Below are 22,969 nucleotides of genomic sequence, written 5' to 3'. Positions count from 1 at the left end.
CTCCTTCTGTCTAAAAGTAATCTATGCTTTATAAAATGGTAATTTAACCACTTTTGCCTTTACTGTATTCTTGCGTATTTGAATATGAATCTCGCTACCTGCTTCAGAAAATCCAGAATGCACATAGCCTAAACCAATTCCTTTATTTAAGGATGGAGACATAGTGCCCGATGTGACAAAACCAATTTTATTGCCATTTCCATCTACAATGTCATAACCTTGTCTTGGAATGCCTCTTTCTTCCAATTCAAAGGCAATTAATTTTTGTTTTGGAGCTAGCTCCTTTTCTTTAGCCAGAGCCTCACTGTTCACAAAATCTTTGCTAAACTTTGTAATCCAACCAAGACCGGCCTCCAGGGGTGAAGTGTCCTCATTAATGTCATTTCCATATAAACAATACCCCATTTCTAATCTAAGAGTATCCCTGGCAGCCAAACCAATTGGTTTAATACCATAATCGGCACCAGCTTTCAGAACACTATCCCAAATTTGCTTTACTTCCTCATTTTTACAGTAGATTTCAAAACCTCCGGAACCTGTATATCCTGTTGCTGAAATGATAACATGTTCTATCCCCGCAAAGTCGCCAACCACAAAATTATAGAATTTAATTGCCGACAAATCTACGGATGTTAAAGACTGCATGGATTCTACCGCTTTTGGGCCTTGAATAGCCAATAATGAGTAGTTTTCCGATATATCCCTCAGTGTAGCCCCTATCTTTTTATTATACTTAGAGATATGATCCCAATCTTTTTGAATATTAGAGGCATTCACTACGAGGAGATAAACTTCTTCTTTTATTCTATATACGATAAGGTCATCCACAATACCACCAGACTCATTTGGAAAGTAGCTGTACTGGGCCTTTCCAACCGTCAGTTTTGAAGCATCATTGGAGGTGACTTTTTGAATAAGCGTTAAAGCGTTGGGTCCCTCTATTAAGAACTCTCCCATATGAGAAACATCAAAGACGCCCACAGATTTTCGCACCGTTTCATGTTCGGCATTAACTCCTTCGTAAGATACCGGCATTAAATACCCGGCAAATGGAACCATTTTGGCCCCGAGTGCTTCATGGGTCATGGTTAGAGCTGTATTCTTCATATTTCGTCAATTTTAGCTGCGCAAATTTATAGAAAATTAATAGATAGCTAAATCAGGCTTCACAATGTTTTATGACTTATAGAAATAAGATGGCCTATTTGTTCAACAAATAATTTTTAAGTTCTTCGTAGGTATCTATTTTGATGGAAACTTTCTTTTTTTCTAATACTTTTTGAATCTGATAAGGAATGGGTAATTTTAACTTTAGAGTTTCTTCAACCACGTCTAAAAATTTAACGGGATGCGCGGTTTCCAGAAAGACGCCAAAGGTATCAGAGTTATCCTTCAGGTATTCTTTTAAACCTAAATACCCTACTGCACCATGAGGATCAGCAATGTAGTTACTTGAATCATATATGCTGTGCATGGCCCGTTTTGTCTCTTCATCTGTAAATGAATATGAGGACAGAATATTTTTTAATTCGGTAAAATTATTTTTATAAAGATTTCTTATCCTAATAAAATTACTGGGATCTCCTACGTCCATCGCATTCGATATAGTGGCTTTTGAAGTTTTAGGAGAATACTCTTGCGTGCGCATATAAAGAGGAACCGTATCATTTACATTTGTTGCAGCAATAAAATGTGCAACCGGCATACCTAATTTTTGAGCAACCATTCCGGCACAGATATTTCCAAAATTGCCACTTGGGACTGAGAAAACAATAGGCTGATCTTTGTTTTTTAGCTTTTTATATGCAAATAAAAAATAAAACATTTGAGGTAACCATCTGGCTACATTTATTGAGTTTGCAGAAGTTAATTGCATTTCTGACTTCAGATCCGAATCTAAAAAGGCAGTTTTAACCATATTCTGGCAATCATCAAAGTTCCCATTAACCTCAAGGGCCGTTATATTCTGCCCCAAAGTGGTTAACTGCCGTTCCTGAATATCACTGACTTTATCACTTGGGTACAATATAACCACCTTTACACCTTTAACCCCTAAAAAGCCATTGGCCACAGCACCACCTGTATCCCCCGAAGTGGCTACTAGTACGGTTACTTCACTGTTTTGATTCTCTGAGAAATATCCAAGGCAGTGCGCCATAAATCGGGCTCCGACATCTTTAAATGCAAGCGTGGGCCCATGGAAAAGTTCTAATGTCGCCACATTTTTTTCCAATTCAATAAGAGGAAAAGGAAAATCCAACACGCTATTTAAGATCTCTTTTAACGTATTTTCCGGAATGCTTTCACGTACAAATTGTTCTATTGCCTTGAAGGCAATATCATGATCAGTAAGATTTTCAATATTTTCAAAAAAAGCAGGAGGCAAGGGTTTTATTTCTCTGGGAAAATATAATCCTCTATCGGGAGCTATTCCTTTAATGACCGCATCTTTAAATGATACATCCTCAGCTTCTTTATTTAGACTATAAAATTTCATTTGCCGGTTTTATGGAAGTAAAAGTCAAAATTATATTTTACGCATTCCTATGGTATTTATTTTTGAAACATATACATCATAATCCACACCTATATTGATATATACATTTTTCATGGCTTTCGCCACTCTATCCGCCGTTTCCTTTCCTTTACTCAGGGCAAAAATTGAAGGACCAGAACCAGAAATACCCGTGCCCAGGGCTCCTGCTTTAATGGTTGCTGATTTTACTTCACTGAAACCCGGTATTAACATAGAGCGGATAGGTTCTACGATATGGTCTACCAGAGACCTGCCAATTAGATCATAATCTTCAAGGAAAAGGCCCGATATGAGGCCACCAACATTCCCCCATTGTTTTATCCCATCTTTTAAAGAAATTGATGTTTTCAGTATTTTTCTTGAATCTGAGGTCTTTACTTCAATCTGAGGATGGATAACTGTAGCGTACAACTCCGGAGGTGTGTTTATTTTTATAATATCCAGAGGTTCATAGCTGCGCACCAGGGTAAACCCACCATATAATGCAGGTGCTACATTGTCCGCATGCGCTACACCGCTGGCTAATGCCTCGCCTTGCATAGCAAATTTAACCAGCTCAATAGGTGAAAAAGGTTTCTCCAGAAGTTCATTCATGGCCCATACAGCTCCTGCGGCACTTGCCGCACTACTTCCAATACCGCTGCCTGCTTTAATCTTTTTATGTATTTCTATCTCAAAGCCACCAGAATAACCGCTTTCTTTCAATAAGGCCAATCCCGCTACGCCGGCTACGTTATCCATAGTCTCCAGGGGCAGCGATTGTCCAGTTATCTTAGAGATTTTAATACCTGGTTCATTTGTCTTATGTACTATCATTTCATCACCTATTGCATCCAATGCTAACCCCAGGACATCAAATCCGCATGAGATATTAGCTATGGTAGCCGGACAAAAGACTTTAATACTATTCATTTGATTAAAAATTTCCTATTCTAATTATATCTGCAAAAATTCCGGATGCAGTAACATCGGCCCCGGCTCCGGCTCCTTTTATGATCAGCGGTTGGTTAGGGTATCTTTCGGTATAAAAAAGAACAATATTGTCGCTTCCTTCCAAATTATAAAAGTCATGACCTTTAGGGATTAACTCTAGGCCAACACTTGCTTTGCCATTCTCAAATTCTGCAACATATTTGAGCTTACTTTCAGAAGAAACGGCCTTTTTATATAAATTTTGAAACGATTTTTCATTGGCAGTAAGTGAGGCATAAAAGTCTTCATTGTTGGTTGCAGCCAGACTTTCCTCAGGCAAAAATGATTTGTTCTTTATATCTTCAATGTCAAGTACATAACCGCTTTCTCGTGCCAAAATTAATATCTTTCGCATGACATCAATACCACTTAAATCTATTTTTGGATCCGGTTCAGTATAACCCTCTTCTTGCGCTCTTTTAACAATATCATGAAAGGTGGTTTTGTCATTAAAATTATTAAAAACAAAATTCAGGCTTCCGGACAATACAGCTTGTATTTTGTTTATTTTATCTCCGGACACTATCAAATGCTTCAAAGTATCTATTATGGGTAATCCGGCACCCACATTGGTCTCAAAAAGGAATGGAGAATTGTATTCCCTTGAAAGATCTTTAAGGTCTCTATATTTTTTATAGTCTGAAGAACATGCAATTTTATTGCAGGTAACTACAGAGATACTCCGCTTTAAATAATCAGAGTAGTCATTGGCTACAATTTCGCTGGCTGTATTATCTACAAAAATGCTATTTCGATAATTGTACTTTAATACGTTTTCATAAAACTTTGTTCTATCAGCTTTTTCACCTTTTGCTAAAAGCTCTTCCCAATGTTCTAAAGGAATTCCGCCTTCTTCGAAAATCATGGTTCTGGAATTGGATAATCCAATTACCCTGAGATTTAGCTTAAGATTGGTTTTGAGGTATTTTTTCTGTTTTTGGATTTGCTTAATAAATCTGGAACCCACATTTCCAACCCCCATGACGAAGAGGTTTAATTGCTTAATGTTCTCCTCAAAGAACTCTTCATGTAAAGTATTAAGAGCTTTTTTAACATCATCATTTTTTATTACAGCGGAAATATTCCTTTCTGATGCCCCCTGGGCTATGGCTCTGATATTTACATTATTTTTACCTAATGCACTAAACATCTTGCCGCTTAGTCCTTGATGGCTTTTCATATTATCTCCTACCAACGCAATGATGGCGAGCCCGGTTTCCACTAAAACAGGCTTAATTTTATGTGTAGCTATTTCATATTCGAAGGCTGCGTTTACCAGTGATTCTGCAATAACTGCATCATTATCAGAAATTCCAACACAAATTGAATGTTCTGAGGATGCCTGAGTAATAAGGACAACACTAATACCGGCCTGAGAAAGCACTTCAAAAAAGCGTTTTGAAATGCCCGGTATTCCTATCATTCCGGGACCTTCTAGGGAAAGAAGCGTAATATGCTCAACATTACTGATTCCCCGAACAGATTTGCCCAGGACATTTTCATTTTTAGCTATTAAGGTACCTGCCTCCTCCGGGGCAAAAGTATTTTTAATAAGAATAGGTATGTTTTTCGATAGAACGGGCTGAATGGTAGGTGGGTACAAAACTTTGGCTCCAAAATGGGACAATTCCATTGCCTCTTCATAGGATATCTGCGGTATGGCTTTGGCTTGTTTAACTATCCTGGGGTTTGCTGTATACATCCCACTTACGTCCGTCCATATTTGTAATTCTTCTGCATCTATTGCACTGGCCACCACAGCCGCAGAATAATCCGAACCGCCTCTGCCTAGGGTTGTGGGATTACCTTTGGCTGATGAAGAAATAAATCCGGGAATAACAGTTATTTTATTTTTTGTATTTGAAAAATAAGCTTTACAATTGGTGTTTGTACTTTCAAAATCCACAGCAGCCTTTCCATATGTGTCGTCAGTTTTGATCAGCTCCCGGCTATCCTTGAAGGCTGCATTCATACCTGCCGAGATAAAGAATTCACTTATTATAAAGGATGATAAAAGCTCACCAAAACTAACAATCTTGTCCGTTAACTGCGGCGTTTTTTCGGCAATTAGAAATGCACCTTCTGCTAAGGTGTCCAGGGTGTTTAATTCGCTTTTTACCTTACTTAAAATAGCGCTTTGTAATTTAATTGGGATAAGTTCTTTTATGGCCTTTATATGCCTGTCTTCTATTTCCCGAAGACTATCTTTATAGCTTTCATCCTGATTTGATGCCAAATCAACAGTCTTTAGAAGCAGATCTGTAATTCCTCCCAAAGCAGATACTACAACCACAATATTATTTTCATCCAAATTTTTGACGATATTCTGAACCTGCTTTATATGTTGTGCATTGGCTACTGAAGTACCTCCAAATTTTAAAACCTTCATTTTATGATATTATTAATTGCTTGATTGATACAGGGGGTGCTATATTTAAATGGGTACGGACGTGTATGTAGAATCTTACCCCTTAGGGGTAGTAGTAGTGATAACAGCAAAATTGTGCCTGTTGGTATGGGATGAAGCCCATTTATTTATGTCCGATATGCTTTTCATAATGCCTATGATAACAATTCAAAAGTAGGACTTTTGAACCCCTTATCAAATAATTCATGTTATTTTTACGAAGTCATCAATTTTTTTCAAATATTTTTACATAAAATAGCCGCTTTTTAGGTTGATTCATTCAATACATCAGAATTTGTAAATAGGAACTAAAATGGAACAATCTATTTCAAATACGGTTATTACTTAATAAGGGAACTCAAAATCTAACCTTTAAACGGGAAATGAAGATATTTACAGCCAAACAGATATACGCAGCCGATCAATTTACATTAGAAGAGCAGGATATTAGCAGTGATGCGCTTATGGAAAGGGCGGCAACCCGGCTTTTTAACTGGTTTCACCATAGGTTACAGGGTGATCAGGTTAAAATTAAGTTGTTCTGCGGGATTGGGAATAACGGCGGCGATGGATTAGCCCTGGCCAGGCAATTATGGGAACATGGATATAATTTTGAGGTATTTGTTGTAAACTATAGTGAGAAGAGGTCTCACGATTTCCTGATTAATTTGGAACGGTTAAAGGACCGCAAGATTTGGCCAAACTTTGTTAACCAGGATACTGAACTCCCTTCATTAGATTCAGAAGATATTATTATTGATGCTCTTTTCGGGATTGGGTTGAACAGATCACCCGATCAGTGGGTAGAGCGGCTTATAGAACATCTTAATAATTCAGGGGCTTTTGTGGTTTCAGTTGATGTCCCTTCTGGTTTGTTTTTAGATCAGGCCGTTAAAAATTCAAAAGCGGTGGTCAAAGCTAATTATGTCCTCAGTTTTCAGTTTCCAAAACTTATTTTTTTCTTACCGGAAACCGGAATTTTCTCTAATCAATGGGAAATTTTGAATATAGATTTGTCTCAAAAATTTATTGAACAAACAGAGGCCGACTATGAGCTTATTACCAAAAATAAGGTTTTACAATATTATTTGCCGAGGGAAAAATTTTCACATAAAGGCACGTACGGGCATGCTTTGATTCTTGGTGGCAGCCATGGAAAAATTGGTGCTGTCTCCCTTGCTTCCAGGGCCTGTATTACCTCCGGGAGTGGATTGGTTTCGGCCTATGTACCGCAATGCGGATATATACCAATTCAGAGCTCAGTGCCTGAGGTTATGGTTATTACAGACCAAGGCGAAGATGAAATTATGAATATTTCTTTGAACATAGAGCCCGATGTAATAGGCATGGGAATTGGACTGGGAACTGCCAAAAGTACTCAGGAAGCGTTCACAAAGTTCTTAGGAACAACTAACTGTCCGATGGTTATTGATGCTGATGGCCTTAATATACTAGCCAAAAAAAAATCGCTGTTAAAAATGCTTCCCCCAAAAACTATACTCACGCCTCACCCGGGAGAATTGAGGCGTTTGATAGGTAATTGGGAGGACGATTTTGATAAACTACACAAAGCCAAAGAATTCTCCAAAAAACACGACTGTATCCTGGTGCTCAAAGAGGCTCATACTATAGTAGTCTACAATGGGAAGGGATATGTAAATACTACGGGAAACCCCGGAATGGCAACGGCAGGAAGCGGAGATGTACTTACCGGTGTGATAACCTCATTAATTGCCCAGAAGTATGAACCTTTAATAGCAGCTATTTTTGGAGTATACCTCCACGGTAGAGCAGGAGATATTGCAATTGAAAATTTAGGATACCAGGCGCTGACTGCAACAGCAATAATTAATGGTATTGGGCCAGCTTATCTTGATCTGTTTAATGTACCACCTACAGATATTGAAAAAGAAACGAAGGAGAACTAGTTCTCACTTCTTTCTAACTCTTCTTTGCACCCAGGCAAGTGCATTGTTATAATCAATGTAAAATTTCATTGGTTTTTTGTAGAAGAGTTTTTCAATTTTAAAATTATGCATATCTACTTCCTTTACGGAAACAATAGCAAATGCTTTAAGATTTTTTAACTCCCTTAAATAGCTGTAAATAGTGGGATCAACGGCATAAGAATTTTTTCTGAGACTAATAATGCCAAAGTTTGTATCTCTGAAATGTATCTCTGAAATTCCTATAATTTGATAAGCCCTTTCCAGGGTAAGTGTTGCCCCTTCGTCAAAGATTGCAACCATATGATTTTTAAATACCTGAACGGTACCAATATCTAAGTTGTATTCTTTAACTATAATAATTTTTTTAGCCGGTCCGACTTTCATTTCATATAGTTTAGTGTGTCTAAAACGAAAGTATACGCTTGGGCAAGGTTTCCGAAAAATATTAGATCAAAAGCGTATATATCGTTTAACTGGTTTACACCGTGTTGAAACTGTATTCTTATTCTTACTTGTTGTAATCTAGGGAAATAAAAAAAGGAACCAAATAACTTGATTCCTTTATAACTAAATTCTTACATTTTGTTATGCTTTGGAGCCCTTCTTGGATTTTTTTATCTTAATAGACAGTTCATTTTTCTTTTCATCCAAATCCATAAAAATACTATCCCCTTCTTCGAGTTTAGAATTTACAATTTCTTCCGCCAGGGTATCTTCAATATACTTCTGAATAGCTCTTTTTAAAGGTCGGGCACCGTATTCTTTGTCAAAACCTTTATCAGCGATATAATCTTTTGCTTTATCAGTTAAATTCAGATGGTATCCAATATCCTTTATTCTTTCATAAAGCTTATTTAATTCAATGTCGATAATCTTGTGTATATGTTTTCGCTCCAATGGATTAAATACAACAACATCATCTATTCTGTTCAGAAACTCCGGGGCAAAAGCTTTTTTAAGCGCATTTTCAATCACACCCTTATGGTGATCATGTTCCTGCGATTTTTTGGCCGCTGTACCGAAACCAACGCCTTGTCCAAAGTCCTTAAGTTGTCGGGCACCAATATTCGAGGTCATTATAATGATTGTATTCCTAAAATCTATTTTACGCCCTAAACTATCCGTTAAAAAACCATCATCCAATACCTGAAGTAACATGTTAAAAACATCAGGATGCGCTTTTTCAATTTCATCCAAAAGAATTACCGAATAAGGTTTGCGCCTAACTTTTTCAGTAAGTTGTCCACCTTCCTCGTAACCCACATAACCAGGAGGAGCCCCAACTAATCTGGATATGGCAAATTTTTCCATATACTCGCTCATATCAACGCGGATCAAGGCATCTTCAGAATCAAAAAGTTCTTGTGCTAATACCTTGGCCAACTGGGTTTTACCAACACCGGTTTGTCCGAGGAAAATGAAGGAACCTATAGGTTTATTAGGATCTTTTAGACCAGCCCTGTTTCGTTGAATGGCTTTGGCTACTTTAGCTACAGCTTCATCTTGTCCAATTACATTCCCTTTAATAAGATTTGGCAACTCAGCAAGTTTATTGCTTTCCGTCTGTGCTATTCTATTAACCGGAATTCCACTCATCATAGATACTACATCGGCAACATTATCTTCACTTACGGTTTCACGGTGAAGTTTACTGTCTTCTTCCCACTTTTCCTGCGCAATAGAAAGTTCCTTTTCAAGTCTCTTTTCATCATCCCTAAGCTTTGCAGCTTCCTCATAACGCTGTTTCTTAACCACGCTATTCTTCAATTCACGCACATCATCCAACTGATTTTCCAATTCAAGAATTTGCTTTGGAACATCCATGTTTATTATATGTACCCGTGAACCAGATTCGTCCAGCGCATCTATAGCTTTATCCGGTAAAAACCGGTCCGTCATATACCTGTTGGTTAGCTTGACACAGGCGATAATGGCTTCATCAGTATAATTTACATTGTGGTGATCTTCGTATTTCCCTTTAATATTCATTAATATTTCAATGGTTTCCTCCACTGTGGTTGGCTCTACCATTACTTTTTGGAAACGTCTTTCCAGAGCACCATCTTTTTCAATATACTGTCTGTATTCATCAAGTGTAGTTGCTCCAATACATTGAATTTCTCCCCTAGCCAAAGCCGGTTTAAACATATTTGAAGCATCCAAACTGCCTGTTGCTCCTCCTGCTCCTACAATAGTATGGATCTCATCTATAAACAGAATTACGTCATCGTTCTTTTCCAACTCGTTCATCACGGCTTTCATCCGCTCTTCAAACTGTCCGCGATATTTTGTACCAGCAACCAGTGAAGCCAGATCTAAAGTAACTACTCTCTTATTATAAAGGATACGTGATACCTTCTTGTCAATGATTCTAAGTGCTAAACCTTCGGCAATAGCACTTTTACCAACACCAGGTTCTCCTATAAGAAGTGGGTTATTTTTCTTTCTTCTGCTCAGTATCTGAGAAACACGCTCAATTTCTTTCTCCCGTCCTACAACAGGATCTAATTTGTTATCTTCTGCAAGCCGGGTTAAATCTCTTCCAAAATTGTCCAAAACAGGTGTTTTGGATTTTTTATTTCCTTTTTGACCGGAAGCCCCTCCAAAAGATCCTTCCTTGCCTTCCACAGGCTCATCGGAATCACTGGGAAAAGATTCTGAAGTAGGAGAATCAATATAGTCGTCCTCACTGGTGATCATAGATTTAAACTGATCTTTCACTCCATCATAATCCACTTTAAGTTTATGGAGTAATTTTGTGGTTGGATCGTTTTCATTTCTAAGGATGCACAAAAGTAAATGTGCTGTATTTATTGAAGAGCTTTGAAATAATTTCGCTTCCAGGAAGGTAGTTTTTAGCGCACGTTCTGCCTGTCTCGTCAGATGAAGGTTTTTTTTATCTTTTTGGATACCTCCGGAATTTGGATTGGCCGGACTCAAAATTTCCACTTTGCGCCTTAGGTGATCCAGATCCACATCGAGTGCATCCAGAATACTAATTGCTTTTCCATTTCCATCGCGCAGCAATCCCAGCATTAAATGCTCCGTACCAATAAAATCATGGCCGAGTCTTAATGCTTCTTCCTTGCTGTAAGCAATTACATCTTTTACTCTAGGTGAAAAATTATCATCCATAAAATTTTCTTAATCAGTAATAAAATTAGTAAATCTATTCTTAAGAACGACAAATACCGTACCTATATTCGACAAACTTGGACTAAATGACGAAAAAAACACGGATTTACAAAAAAATTAACACCCTAATTATTAACGAAACCCCTATCCGGATGTGTTGATAAATTCTTTAATAAACTACTTGGAACATGCTTCGTAAGCTATGATTTTGCGTATATTGGCCTGAATTTTTAATCACAATAAAGCAATAAGATTTTTATATGGCTGAAGGAGAAAAATTGATCCCTATCAACATTGAAGATGAAATGAAATCAGCCTACATTGACTACTCAATGTCGGTCATTGTGTCACGTGCCCTTCCCGATGTCAGGGATGGTCTAAAGCCGGTTCACAGGAGAGTTTTATACGGAATGCACGACTTAGGTGTTCGTTCTTCAAGTTCACACAAGAAATCTGCCAGGATTGTTGGGGAGGTTTTAGGAAAGTATCACCCACATGGTGATACGTCTGTTTATGATAGTATGGTACGAATGGCTCAGGAATGGAGTCTTAGATACATGTTAATCGACGGGCAGGGGAATTTTGGATCTGTGGATGGCGATAGTCCTGCGGCAATGAGATATACAGAGGCCCGCATGCGCAAGATAGCGGATGAGATGTTGGCGGATATCGATAAAGATACCGTGGATTTTCAGCTTAATTTTGATGATTCTCTTAAAGAACCAACAGTTCTTCCCACCAGGATTCCAAATTTATTGATCAATGGCGCCTCAGGTATTGCAGTGGGAATGGCAACCAATATGCCGCCACACAACCTTTCAGAAGTAGTAGACGGAACAATCGCTTATATTGATAATAAGGACATAGAGATAGATGAATTAATTACACACATTAAAGCTCCCGACTTTCCTACCGGGGGGATCATATACGGTTATGATGGTGTGAAAGAAGCTTTTCATACAGGACGTGGCAGAGTTGTAATGAGGGCCAAAGCCTCTTTTGAGGAAGTTCAGGGCAGGGAATGTATAATTGTCACAGAGATTCCCTATCAGGTCAATAAGGCAGACATGATCAAAAAGACTGCCGATTTGGTCAATGAAAAAAAGATAGACGGGATATCATCTATTAGGGATGAGTCAGATAGAAAGGGAATGCGAATTGTATATATCCTTAAAAGGGATGCTATTCCTAATATTGTTCTTAATACATTATATAAGCATTCAGCATTACAGTCTTCCTTCAGTGTGAATAACATAGCGCTGGTAAATGGAAGACCAAAAATGCTTAATGTAAAAGAGATCATTCATTATTTTGTTGAGCATCGGCATGAAGTAGTGGTAAGACGCACCGCTTTCGATCTGAAAAAGGCGGAAGAAAGGGCTCATATATTGGAGGGACTCATTATAGCCTCCGATAATATTGACGAAGTTATCGCTATCATAAGAGCGTCGTCAAATGCAGATGATGCCAGAGAGAACCTCATAGAAAGATTTAAATTATCCGAACTTCAGGCCAAGGCTATTGTGGAGATGCGTCTTCGCCAGCTTACAGGGCTTGAACAGGATAAATTGCGCTCCGAATACGATGAGATCATTGAGACAATTGCGGACTTAAAGGATATCCTGGCCAATAAGGATCGAAGAATGCAGATTATTAAGGATGAACTTCTGGATATAAAAGAACGCTATGGAGATGCAAGAAGATCAGAAATAAATTTTGCCGGAGGCGACCTGAGTATAGAAGATATGATACCTGACGAGCAGGTAGTAATCACAATTTCGCATGCAGGTTACATAAAAAGGACTCCGCTAAGTGAGTATAAAACACAGCACAGGGGTGGAGTAGGGCAAAAAGCCTCATCAACTAGGACTGAGGATTTCCTTGAGCATCTTTTTGTGGGTACCAACCATCAATATATGCTTTTCTTTACCCAAAAGGGCAAGTGTTTCTGGATGCGGGTTTATGAAATTCCGGAAGGTAGCCGCACATCAAAAGGCAGAGCCATACAAAACCTGGTGAATATTGAACAGGATGATAAGGTAAAAGCGTTTATATGTACCAGAGATTTAAAGGATGAGGAATATGTTAATGGTCATTACGTAATTATGGCCACTAAAAAAGGAGCAGTTAAAAAAACCTCATTAGAACAGTATTCCAGGCCACGTCAAAATGGAATTATTGCAATTAATATAAGAGAAGATGATGAGCTCCTGGAAGCTAAACTAACCACAGGTACAAGTCAGATTTTACTCGGGCTTAAATCCGGTAAGGCTATCAGGTTTGAAGAAAGTAAGACCCGACCTATGGGACGGAATGCCTCTGGTGTACGTGGTATAAGATTGGCGGATGAAAAGGATGAGGTCGTTGGTATGGTCGCTGTTAATAATTTTGATGACGAAATATTGGTGGTCTCGGAGAATGGATATGGTAAAAGATCCAGTATTGATGATTACAGGATTACCAATAGAGGAGGTAAAGGCGTGAAGACCATCTCTATAACCGATAAAACAGGGGGTCTGGTGGCCATTAAAAATGTTTCTGATTCTGATGACTTAATGATCATAAATAAATCTGGTATAGCCATAAGGATGAGTGTTGATGATTTGCGTACTATGGGTAGGGCTACTCAAGGTGTTAAGTTGATCAACCTGAAAGACAGTGACTCCATAGCAGCTGTCGCCAAAGTAATGAAAGATGAAGATAATCTGGATGAGGTTGATATTATGGATATTGAGGTAAAAGCGGAAGATGGCACGGCTATTGATAAAGATAGCCCGGAAACTGATAAAGAATAATTAATAAACACTAATAAGTAAATTTAATTTTAAGATGAAGACTAAATTTTTAATTCTGGCAGCTATATGCTTTACGCTAGCCGGATATTCACAGAAAGCGGAACTTAAAGCCGCTGATAAAGCATTAAAATCTGGTGATACCGCATCTGCCAAAGCCTCTTTGGATGGAATTCAAGGCATGATCAGTGGAGCGGATGAAAAAACTCAGGCAGAGTATTTCTTTCTTAGAGGCAAAACCTATGCAGATCTTGCCAATAAAGGTGATAATGATGCTTTTAATGTAGCAGTTGATTCTTATAAGAAGGTCTTGAGTATTGAAGGTGATAAAGGAAAGCATGCCGCTGAAACAAAGCAGCGTATGGCAGCCATAACAGCTGATCTGGTAAATTCTGCGGTTGCGGATAACGGTAAAAAGGAATTCAAAAGGGCTGCAGATAAGCTCTATTTAAGTTATAAGTTGAGCCCAAAGGACACTATTTATTTATATTATGCCGCGAGTAGTGCCGTAAATGGAGGGCTTTATGAAGAAGCTCTTGGTTATTACGAGGAATTAAGGGATATTAATTATGATGGTAGTGGCGTGGTTTATAAGGCTACTAATTTAGCAACTGGTGAAGAGGAGATGATGGATAAAACTCAAAGAGATTTGATGATAAAGTCTGGTGCTTATAAAGATCCTGTCGATGAAAAATCTCCTTCAAAAAAAGCCGAAATAGTTAAAAATATGGCCTTAATTTATTCACAATTAGGGGAGGACGATAAAGCACTTGCTGCATTTACTGATGCCAGGGCAAGCGACCCCAACGATGTAAATTTGGTCCTGAATGAAGCTAATTTACATTATAAATTAGGCGATAAGGATAAGTTTAAAACACTTATGGCAGAAGCGGCTGCAATGGCCCCGGATAATGCGGATTTGCAGTATAATATAGGTGTAATTAACATGGAACAAGGCAATATTGAGGAAGCTCGAACGGCTTACAGAAAAGCCTTGGAAGTAGACCCTGGATATGTGAATGCACAATTGAATCTTTCAACAACGTATGTAGATGAAGGCAATGGTCTAATAGACGAAATGAATAGTTTAGGAAATTCCAAAGCAGATATAGCGCGATACGAAGAAATAAAGAAGCATAAAGATGATCTTTTTAGGGAAGCTGCCCTTATTTTGGAAGATGCTCTTAAATTGAAACCTGATAACCAGAGCATACTTACTCAGCTTAAGAATATTTATGGTGCTTTGGGGGATACAGAAAATTTTATGAGAATTAAAAAGTTATTGGGAGAATAACAAAGGTTATATATCCATAAGAAAAACCCTGGCAATCAATTTGTCAGGGTTTTTTTATAGGATCTTTTTTATAACTCTCAATTTGTGGGTGTAGTGTCTCTGTTCTGTATTGAATATGCCGGTATGGTCCAGTCGGTCAATTCTTACTTTTTCGTGTACATGGATGATAAAATTATCTTGCATAATAAGACCTACATGATTTATACGCCCCTCATTATTATCGAAAAAAGCAAGGTCCCCCGGTTCGCTTTCTTCAATAAAACTAAGGGCTTCTCCCTGGGTAGCCTGTTCTTCTGCTCTCCTTAGAAGTTTATATCCATTTATTTTGTAAACCATTTGCGTAAAGCCGGAGCCATCTATACCAAAAGGTGTTTTCCCTCCCCATAAATAGGGTGCATTTAAATAGTAAAGCGCAGTATTAATAAGATTGGATTTCCCTTTTTTAGCAGTTATTGAAGTCCCTTCAAATTGATGACCAAGTAAGTTTGTATTCTGAACAACTGAACCAAGAACTATGGGGATCAATATACTTTTACTATTACTTACATAAGATACCAGATCTGCCGAAAAATTATTATCCTCCGATTTTTTTAGATTTTTATAATCTTGTTTGTGGATTGGAATAAATTGATTGTTGCGAATCCATCCCTCGCAACCATCAAAGTCATCCCGAATCTTACTCCAGTATTTTCTTTTTTCCAGGATTTTTATATGATCTCCATAAAGAAGCTGTGTCACCATCTCGCTTGTATCTTCTGCAAGAAATCGTATAGGTACAATACTAAGGTGACAAATACCGTGATGCATAGGCTACCGTTGCAGCGAAAATTAATTTCTTTCCAAAATAATTGCTGAAGCCCCTCCACCACCATTGCAGATAGCGGCAGCTCCTATTTTGCCATTATTTTGCTCTAAGACACTTAAAAGGGTAATGATTATCCGGGCCCCGGAGCATCCTAAAGGATGTCCAAGGGAAACCGCACCACCATTCACATTTACGTTGTTATCCTTGAGTTTCAATAGTTTCATATTGGCCAGCCCTACTACTGCAAATGCCTCGTTAAACTCAAAATAATCAACATCCTCCATCGATATTCCCGCTTTGGCAATGGCTTTGGGAAGTGCCTTGGCCGGTGCTGTTGTAAACCATTTTGGTTCCTGGGCTGCATCGGCATAACTTTTAATGCTGGCTATGGGCTTTAAGCCAAGTTCTTTGGCTTTTTCTGCGCTCATTAAGACCAGGGCAGCCGCACCATCGTTAATAGTTGATGCATTGGCAGCTGTAACAGTACCGTCTTTGCTGAAGGCAGGTCGCAATGCAGGTATCTTATCTAATTTAACATTCTTATATTCTTCATCTTCGCTTACAATAATTGGTTCACCCCGTCGCTGAGGTACCTCAACCGGAACAACTTCATCGGAAAATTTTCCCGATTTCCAGGCCTCGGCAGATCGTTTATAGGATTGGATGGCAAAGTTATCCTGATCCTCCCTGCTGAAATCGTATTCAACTGCACAGGCATCTGCACAAACTCCCATGGCATTCTGGTCGTAAACATCAACCAAACCATCTTTTTGCATGCCGTCTAATAGCGTTGAAGGACCAAATTTCTGACCTGTTCTCATATGAAGGTAATGTGGAATAAGGCTCATATTCTCCATCCCCCCTGCAATAATCACAGAGGTGTCACCAAGTGCAATAGACTGTGCGCCTTGCATCACCGCCTTCATTCCAGATGCACAGACTTTATTTACCGTAGTGCAAGGAACAGTGTCGGGGATACCTGCAAATATGGCGGCCTGTCTTGCCGGAGCCTGTCCGGTTCCCGCCTGTACAACGTTGCCCATAAGTACTTCATCAACTTTATCAGGACTGATGTTAATCTTATCCAATGCACCTTTTATTGCAATAGCCCCTAACTTTGGAGCCGGAATAGTGGATAGAGAGCCCATAAAACTGCCAATAGGTGTTCTGGCTACAGATACAATAACAACCTCTTTCATATGAAAATCCATTAATTACACGAAATTAATAAATTAAAGTGCAATGCATTGTGTTTAGTCTCTAAAAGGCAACCGATGATGCTATTATTTTCTATTTTTGAAGAAGATACTTTCTGAAATGGCCAAAACCTTAGACAGCGTTTATAAAAACCAATCACTTATCTATAAATACATTCTATATGTTATAACCATAGCTTGTATTGTATTTTTCTTCCCCAGAGGTGGTAAGTTCAAATATGAATTTCAGAAAGGTAAACCCTGGCAGTATGAAAACCTTTATGCCCCCTTCGATTTTTCCATTAAGAAAACAACCGATGAAATTGCTGAAGAAAGAAATACGATTGAAAGTGATCAGGTAGATTATTATCAGTATGACGAAGTAGCGGCCTCCGAAGCCTACCAGATTTTTGCAGATAAATTTCCGGTTGTTTTCAGTACTGAAAAATTTAGTAACAGATCAAGGCGTATTTTAGAATCAGTCGGAAAAGATTTTCTGGATACCATATATAGTTACGGAATTTTAAAAAAGGCAGACGAACTAATCTCCAAAAACAGTCTTTATCTTATAAAGGACGGAGAGGCAAGGCGTGTACAATCTGATGCACTTTATAGAATGGGGGCTATTGATGACTCTATAACCAAGGTGCTCAACGACAAGAGACTTGGAAGTTATGATACAGACTTTAAAACTCTTTTATTTGATGTGCTGCAACCCAATGTCTCCTTTGATGAGGAACTTACCAGAAGGGAGCTGGAGGAAGCCCTTTCTGAAATCTCCTTAACAAGGGGTAATGTAGATGAAGGAAAACTTATAATTGCCAGGGGAGAGGTAGTAGAGGCTGATAATTTGAAAATACTGGAGTCCTTAAAAGCGGAATATGAATCGGAATTATGGACTGAAAACAATTACTATTTTATCCTTTTCGGGTATACAATTCTTGTGGCCCTGGTACTGATGATGCTGTTTTTGTTTCTCAAAAAATACAGGCCCGAAGTTTTTAGGAACAATGTAAAAGTGACCTTTATTTTCTTTAATATTTTACTCATGGTATTTATAACCACACTGGTGGTAAAATACAATGAGGCTTATGTTTATGTGGTACCGTTATGTATAATGCCTTTAATACTGAAAACCTTTTTTGATGCGCGACTTGGACTTTTTGTACATGTCTTAACGGTACTTATTCTAGGCTTTGTGGTTCCAAACAGTTTTGAATATATTTTCCTCCAGATCATAGCGGGAATTGTCACCATTCTAACAGTCTCCGAACTCTATAAACGGGCAAATTTATTTATTTCTGTAGGGCAGATAACCCTTATCTACATTATTGGTTATTTTGCTTTTCATATTATTCACGAAGGCAACCTTGATAATGTGAACTGGTACATATTTGGGTTTTTCTTTTTAAATGGTATGATTACGCTTTTCGCACAACCACTTATCTATATCTATGAGAAAATGTTTGGTATGGTCTCAGATGTTTCCCTGCTAGAATTATCTGATACGAATTCCAAATTACTGAAAGAGTTATCTAATAAGGCACCAGGGACCTTTCATCATTCTCTTCAGGTTGCGAATCTGGCCGAAGCTTCTGCAAATGAAATTGGCGCAAATGCCATGCTTGTTAGGGTTGGGGCATTATACCACGATATTGGTAAAATGAACAATCCCACCTATTTTACTGAAAATCAGGTAACCAGTATAAATCCACATGACGATCTGGATCCTAAAGAAAGTGCCAGGATAATCATCAATCATGTGATTGAAGGAATAGAACTTGCCAGGAAGTACAATCTGCCGGACAGGGTAATCGATTTTATAAGAACGCACCATGGAACCAGTTTTGTGTATTATTTCTATAAAAAACAGCAGGAATTAGATCAGCCACTTAAGGAATCAGATTTCAGGTATCCCGGACCTATACCATTTTCCAAGGAAACCGCTATTTTAATGATGGCAGATTCCGTGGAGGCAGCCTCCAAAAGTTTAAATAACCCAACCTATCAGATTATAGACCAATTTGTGGAAAAGATCATAACCGGACAAATGAATGGGAATCAATTTTTAAATGCCAACATTACATTTAAAGAGATTCAAATGATTAAGAAGGTACTTAAGCAAAAATTGACCAATATCTACCACCTTAGGGTGGAGTATCCGGAATAACCAGGGGTTTATTTCAAATGCGGCGGGAAGAACAGCTTCGTTAACTTTTACTATTGAAGTTGCTTCATACTCTTGTACTTCAGTATAAGAGATCGGGTTACTGCATCTCCCCGGTGCTATTCTTTTATTCCTTTAAATACTGATCAAGCGGTACCAACAGGTTCTGGGCACTATTCAATTTTTTGGAGAGTGCCTGGGCCTGGGTGATCATCTCAGCCGTTAGGCCCCGAGTAGCCGAAATATTCTGTTTAGCATGGTTTTCCGGTGAGGGATCCAGGATAACAGACTCCATGAGAAGTGCCACACCCGCGACCTTGTTTTCTTTCACACCCTGGCCCCGCACATAGAGCATGCCCAGATTACCGATGGCCAGCGCATCTCCCTGGACAGAGGCCGCCCGATACCACTTGTGGGCTTTCGCATAATCAATCACAGTTCCACGACCATTTTCATAGAGCACCCCTAGATTGTATTGGGCAGCCGAATTCCCTTGTGTGGCGGATTTGCCATACCAAACAACCGCTTCCTTCTCATCTTTGGCAACCCCTATGCCTTGCTCATACATCAAGGCTACATTAAATTGGGAATCGGCATGGCCTTCCTTAGCAGCTGCGAGAAACTCTTTGTAGGCGAGTGGCAGGTTATTGGCTTGATATGCCGCGATTCCAGCCTCAAAATTGGCATTTTCCTTAGCTTGAGCATGGGTCTCGACAGTAAATGCCGTGGTGGCAAGGAGGCATACGCAAAGAGCAAGAATTTTGGATCTGAATGGTTTCATTTTGTATTGTTTTATATATCGCCCAATTTACGAATTTAACAGTAGACAACTTTCAGTAAGGCTCCGTGACGTCGGAAGTCTGGACATCAATCGTTTTGCATAGTTTTCTTAAAATAAAGTTGCTAATTTTTATTTTAAAACGTGCCCCCATATTATAAAATCACTTATAATAAATCGCTATTACAATTCCAATTTAGTTCAAAAAAAGTACTATTGCTGCAAGAATTGACAAATATCCATCACCTTATGGTAGCGTATCAGGAATAACATCCTCTTTTACAAGAGATACGTATACATCTCTATTTTTTCGAACCAAAAAAAGACTAAAAAGTGAAAATCCGGAAATTCACTCCCGGATTTTCAAATCTTAATTCATGAAGGCTCGTTCTAATCTATTTTAGAGATATAGTAACCTTATCAATCTTTCCGTTAAACTTGCTACTTTCAACATCGTAATCCTTAGATACCGGTGTTTCACTGTCCAACCCAACGTTGGCAGATTCGTCTGCAGAAAAAATCGAAAATTGTGTATGGTCTATCTTACCTGACCCAACAGATTTCCCATTTATGTAGAGAGTGGCAGTACCTCCCTGACCTGGTTTATCTCCACCTTCATAGGCGAAATCCATTTTCACCGTGGACTTTCCCTTGGGCAATTTAGCAGAAGCCGTCACCTTGTATTGATCTATTCCGACATAATTATACAAATAGGTCAACGTGCCATTATTTACATAAAAACTCCAGCCTCCAAAACGTCCGGCCTGAGAAATTATAACGCCATTCGTGGTTTTGTCACCAGCCTCTATATCGGCAACTATCTCAAAAGAGCTGTTTTTGGTATTGATAAAGTCATTCTCAAGCATCCCTGTCATACCTTCGTATAGGGTCAGGCTTGTACGCCCGAACATCAGGTCTGGACGCCCTGCTAATTTTGGATTAAAAAGTTCTTGTCTTCTGTCATCCATAGGCAGTACCTTATATTTTTCGGCTTCACCTATAAACATTTTTTGCATCAGCGCAACGATGTCAGGACGTTCATTTGCGAGGTTGGTAGACATGCTAAAATCTTCTTTCACATGATAGAGTTCCCAGGTATCCTCAGGAAATCGGTTTTCTACCACACCCCAGGGTTTTATATGAACAGTACCGGCAAACCAACCATCAAAATAAATACCACGGTTACCGAACATCTCAAAATATTGGATCTGGTGACGGCTGGGGGACAGGGGTTCATCAAAAGTATAAACCATACTTCCACCTTCAATAGGCCGTTGTGGTGTGCCATTAACAATACGGGGTTCGGGTAAATTTGCTGCTTCCAGAATGGTTGGTACCACATCTATGACATGATGCCATTGAGTTCTAATTTCTCCTTTCGCCTTAATACCATCTGGCCAGTGTATGACCATAGCATTACGGGTACCACCATAATTGGAAGCAACCTGCTTGGTCCAGGTAAATGGCGAGTCAAAACAGACTGCCCATCCGGCTGCCATATGAGGGTATGTGGTAGGCCCACCCCAGTCATCATAGTGCTCCATCATAAAGTCGATATCCGAACCTTTTGCAACACCATTGAAGTATGTCATTTCATTATATAATCCACCCATTCCACCTTCTGCACTTGTGCCGTTATCCCCGGCTATGTAAAAGATTAGCGTATTGTCTAACTCGCCCATATCTTCGATTGCCTGGATTACACGACCTGTTTCGTGATCTGTCATATCCAGGAACCCTGCAAATACCTCTGCCTGTCTTGCAAATAATTTTTTCTCTTTATCTGATAGATCTTTCCAGTCTTTAATATCTGCTGGTTTAGGAGCCAGTTTTGTGTCTGCCGGAATTACGCCCAGTTTTTTCTGATTTTCGAAGATTTGTTCACGAATAACATCCCATCCGGCATCAAACTTACCCTTGTATTTATCAATATAAGATTGAGGCACATGATGAGGTGCATGTACTGCCCCTGGAGCAAAATAGACAAAGAAAGGTTTATCCGGCGTTAATGCCTGCTGGAACCGCATCCATTCAATGGATTTCGTAGCCATATCGTTCATAAAGTGATAGTCAGGATCACTGGAAGGTTCAACCTGATTTTGATTATGGAATAAACCAGGTGACCATTGATTGGTCTCCCCTCCCATAAAGCCATAAAACTCATCAAATCCCTGACCGTTAGGCCAACGTGTCATTGGCCCGGATGGGCTGATCTCCCATACCGCTGTTTCATGCCATTTTCCAAATGCCGCCGTACTGTATCCATTGTGGTTGAGTACAGTTCCAATTCCGGCTACATCATCAGGTAGCATACCAGTAGCACCCGGGAAGGAAGTGGCTACCTCTGAGATCTTGGCCTGGTTAGCCGAATGGTGGTTACGGCCTGTTTTCAAAGCTTGTCTTGTTGGAGAACACAAAGCTGTTGTATGAAATTGATTGTAAAGTAACCCCTGGCTTGCAAGCTTATCGAAATGGGGTGTTTGTAAAACACTTCCTGTGGCACTGGTACCGCCAAAACCGATATCATCCAGGAGGATGATCACTACATTTGGAGCATCTTTTGGTGCTTTTACTTCAAAAACCGGAGGAGCTTCGGCATCCCTTGCATCTAATATTTTTATTGGAGGATACCAGGGTCCTTTTATAGGTAATTCAGTTCTGTCTACTTCCTGCGCTAAAACACCAGTGGTAAGGCTGCTAATCACCAATAATAGTAGCATTTTAACAAAATACTTCTTGTTCATAAATATTTTTTTGAGTTATAATAATTTTTAAAAAAAATCTGATTGAAGTTACTAAATAAAGCATTAATAGACCAGTAAAATCAGGCCTTTTATCTTCATAAAACAAACGCGAATGTAAATTAAGGGCTTTATTCCTGATAGGAGATTATCAATATTTGGCGGTCTGGAAATACTTAGGCCGCTACAAGAGATTA

At 38.9% G+C, this 22,969-nt stretch carries 14 protein-coding genes; 4 read left to right on the top strand and 10 right to left on the bottom strand.

From position 1 onward, the window contains the following. Positions 1 to 21 precede the first annotated feature (21 nt). The 4 genes from gcvT to thrA all read right to left on the bottom strand — a co-directional run bounded on the left by gcvT (position 22) and on the right by thrA (position 5,897). Positions 22 to 1,107, bottom strand: a complete 1,086-nt coding sequence (gene gcvT / locus Q0874_RS11640) for a glycine cleavage system aminomethyltransferase GcvT (RefSeq protein ID WP_299163400.1) — start codon at positions 1,105 to 1,107, stop codon at positions 22 to 24. Positions 1,108 to 1,201: 94 nt separating this feature from the next. Continuing rightward, complete coding sequence (thrC, locus tag Q0874_RS11635; RefSeq protein ID WP_299163398.1) at positions 1,202 to 2,497, bottom strand: threonine synthase; 1,296 nt, start codon at positions 2,495 to 2,497, stop codon at positions 1,202 to 1,204. 30 nt (positions 2,498 to 2,527) lie between these two features. Beyond that, positions 2,528 to 3,448, bottom strand: coding sequence for a homoserine kinase (locus Q0874_RS11630; protein WP_299163396.1), 921 nt, complete (start codon positions 3,446 to 3,448; stop codon positions 2,528 to 2,530). 4 nt (positions 3,449 to 3,452) lie between these two features. Then, on the bottom strand, positions 3,453 to 5,897 hold the full coding sequence (gene thrA / locus Q0874_RS11625; RefSeq protein ID WP_299163394.1) for a bifunctional aspartate kinase/homoserine dehydrogenase I: 2,445 nt from the start codon (positions 5,895 to 5,897) through the stop codon (positions 3,453 to 3,455). 401 nt (positions 5,898 to 6,298) lie between these two features. Between thrA and Q0874_RS11620 the strand changes: the two genes are divergently transcribed. Beyond that, entirely contained in the window at positions 6,299 to 7,843 is a 1,545-nt protein-coding gene (locus Q0874_RS11620) for an NAD(P)H-hydrate dehydratase (RefSeq protein ID WP_299163392.1), read from the top strand. Between the two features lie 3 nt (positions 7,844 to 7,846). On the opposite strand, the gene Q0874_RS11615 is transcribed toward Q0874_RS11620, so the two are convergent. Then, on the bottom strand, positions 7,847 to 8,248 hold the full coding sequence (locus Q0874_RS11615) for an STAS/SEC14 domain-containing protein (RefSeq protein ID WP_299163390.1): 402 nt from the start codon (positions 8,246 to 8,248) through the stop codon (positions 7,847 to 7,849). 201 nt (positions 8,249 to 8,449) lie between these two features. Then, a complete protein-coding gene (locus tag Q0874_RS11610) occupies positions 8,450 to 10,999 on the bottom strand; it encodes an ATP-dependent Clp protease ATP-binding subunit (protein ID WP_299163388.1) in 2,550 nt (849 codons plus the stop codon). A 260-nt stretch (positions 11,000 to 11,259) separates the two neighbouring features. Between Q0874_RS11610 and gyrA the strand changes: the two genes are divergently transcribed. Together gyrA and Q0874_RS11600 are read left to right on the top strand one after the other, a co-directional pair. Further along, the gene (gyrA, locus tag Q0874_RS11605) at positions 11,260 to 13,794 is read left to right on the top strand and encodes a DNA gyrase subunit A (protein ID WP_299163386.1); all 2,535 of its coding nucleotides are present in this window, start codon (positions 11,260 to 11,262) and stop codon (positions 13,792 to 13,794) included. Between the two features lie 34 nt (positions 13,795 to 13,828). Beyond that, positions 13,829 to 15,085, top strand: a complete 1,257-nt coding sequence (locus Q0874_RS11600) for a tetratricopeptide repeat protein (RefSeq protein WP_299163384.1) — start codon at positions 13,829 to 13,831, stop codon at positions 15,083 to 15,085. Positions 15,086 to 15,139: 54 nt separating this feature from the next. On the opposite strand, the gene Q0874_RS11595 is transcribed toward Q0874_RS11600, so the two are convergent. Next, positions 15,140 to 15,892 (bottom strand): C40 family peptidase, encoded by a 753-nt coding sequence (locus Q0874_RS11595; protein ID WP_299163383.1) that lies wholly within the window; start codon positions 15,890 to 15,892, stop codon positions 15,140 to 15,142. A 21-nt stretch (positions 15,893 to 15,913) separates the two neighbouring features. Further along, positions 15,914 to 17,089, bottom strand: a complete 1,176-nt coding sequence (locus Q0874_RS11590; protein WP_299163381.1) for an acetyl-CoA C-acyltransferase — start codon at positions 17,087 to 17,089, stop codon at positions 15,914 to 15,916. 118 nt (positions 17,090 to 17,207) lie between these two features. Between Q0874_RS11590 and Q0874_RS11585 the strand changes: the two genes are divergently transcribed. After that, a complete protein-coding gene (locus tag Q0874_RS11585) occupies positions 17,208 to 19,256 on the top strand; it encodes an HDIG domain-containing metalloprotein (protein ID WP_299163969.1) in 2,049 nt (682 codons plus the stop codon). 124 nt (positions 19,257 to 19,380) lie between these two features. On the opposite strand, the gene Q0874_RS11580 is transcribed toward Q0874_RS11585, so the two are convergent. Together Q0874_RS11580 and Q0874_RS11575 are read right to left on the bottom strand one after the other, a co-directional pair. Further along, entirely contained in the window at positions 19,381 to 20,034 is a 654-nt protein-coding gene (locus tag Q0874_RS11580) for a tetratricopeptide repeat protein (protein ID WP_299163379.1), read from the bottom strand. A gap of 392 nt (positions 20,035 to 20,426) precedes the next feature. Continuing rightward, positions 20,427 to 22,775, bottom strand: a complete 2,349-nt coding sequence (locus Q0874_RS11575) for an arylsulfatase (RefSeq protein ID WP_299163377.1) — start codon at positions 22,773 to 22,775, stop codon at positions 20,427 to 20,429. Positions 22,776 to 22,969: the final 194 nt, after the last annotated feature.

The sequence above is a fragment of the uncultured Eudoraea sp. genome (assembly GCF_947490415.1).
In the GTDB taxonomy this organism is placed as follows: Bacteria; Bacteroidota; Bacteroidia; order Flavobacteriales; family Flavobacteriaceae; genus Eudoraea.
Note: the sequence above shows the minus strand (reverse complement) of the source record. Positions and strands in the feature narration are given on the sequence as shown.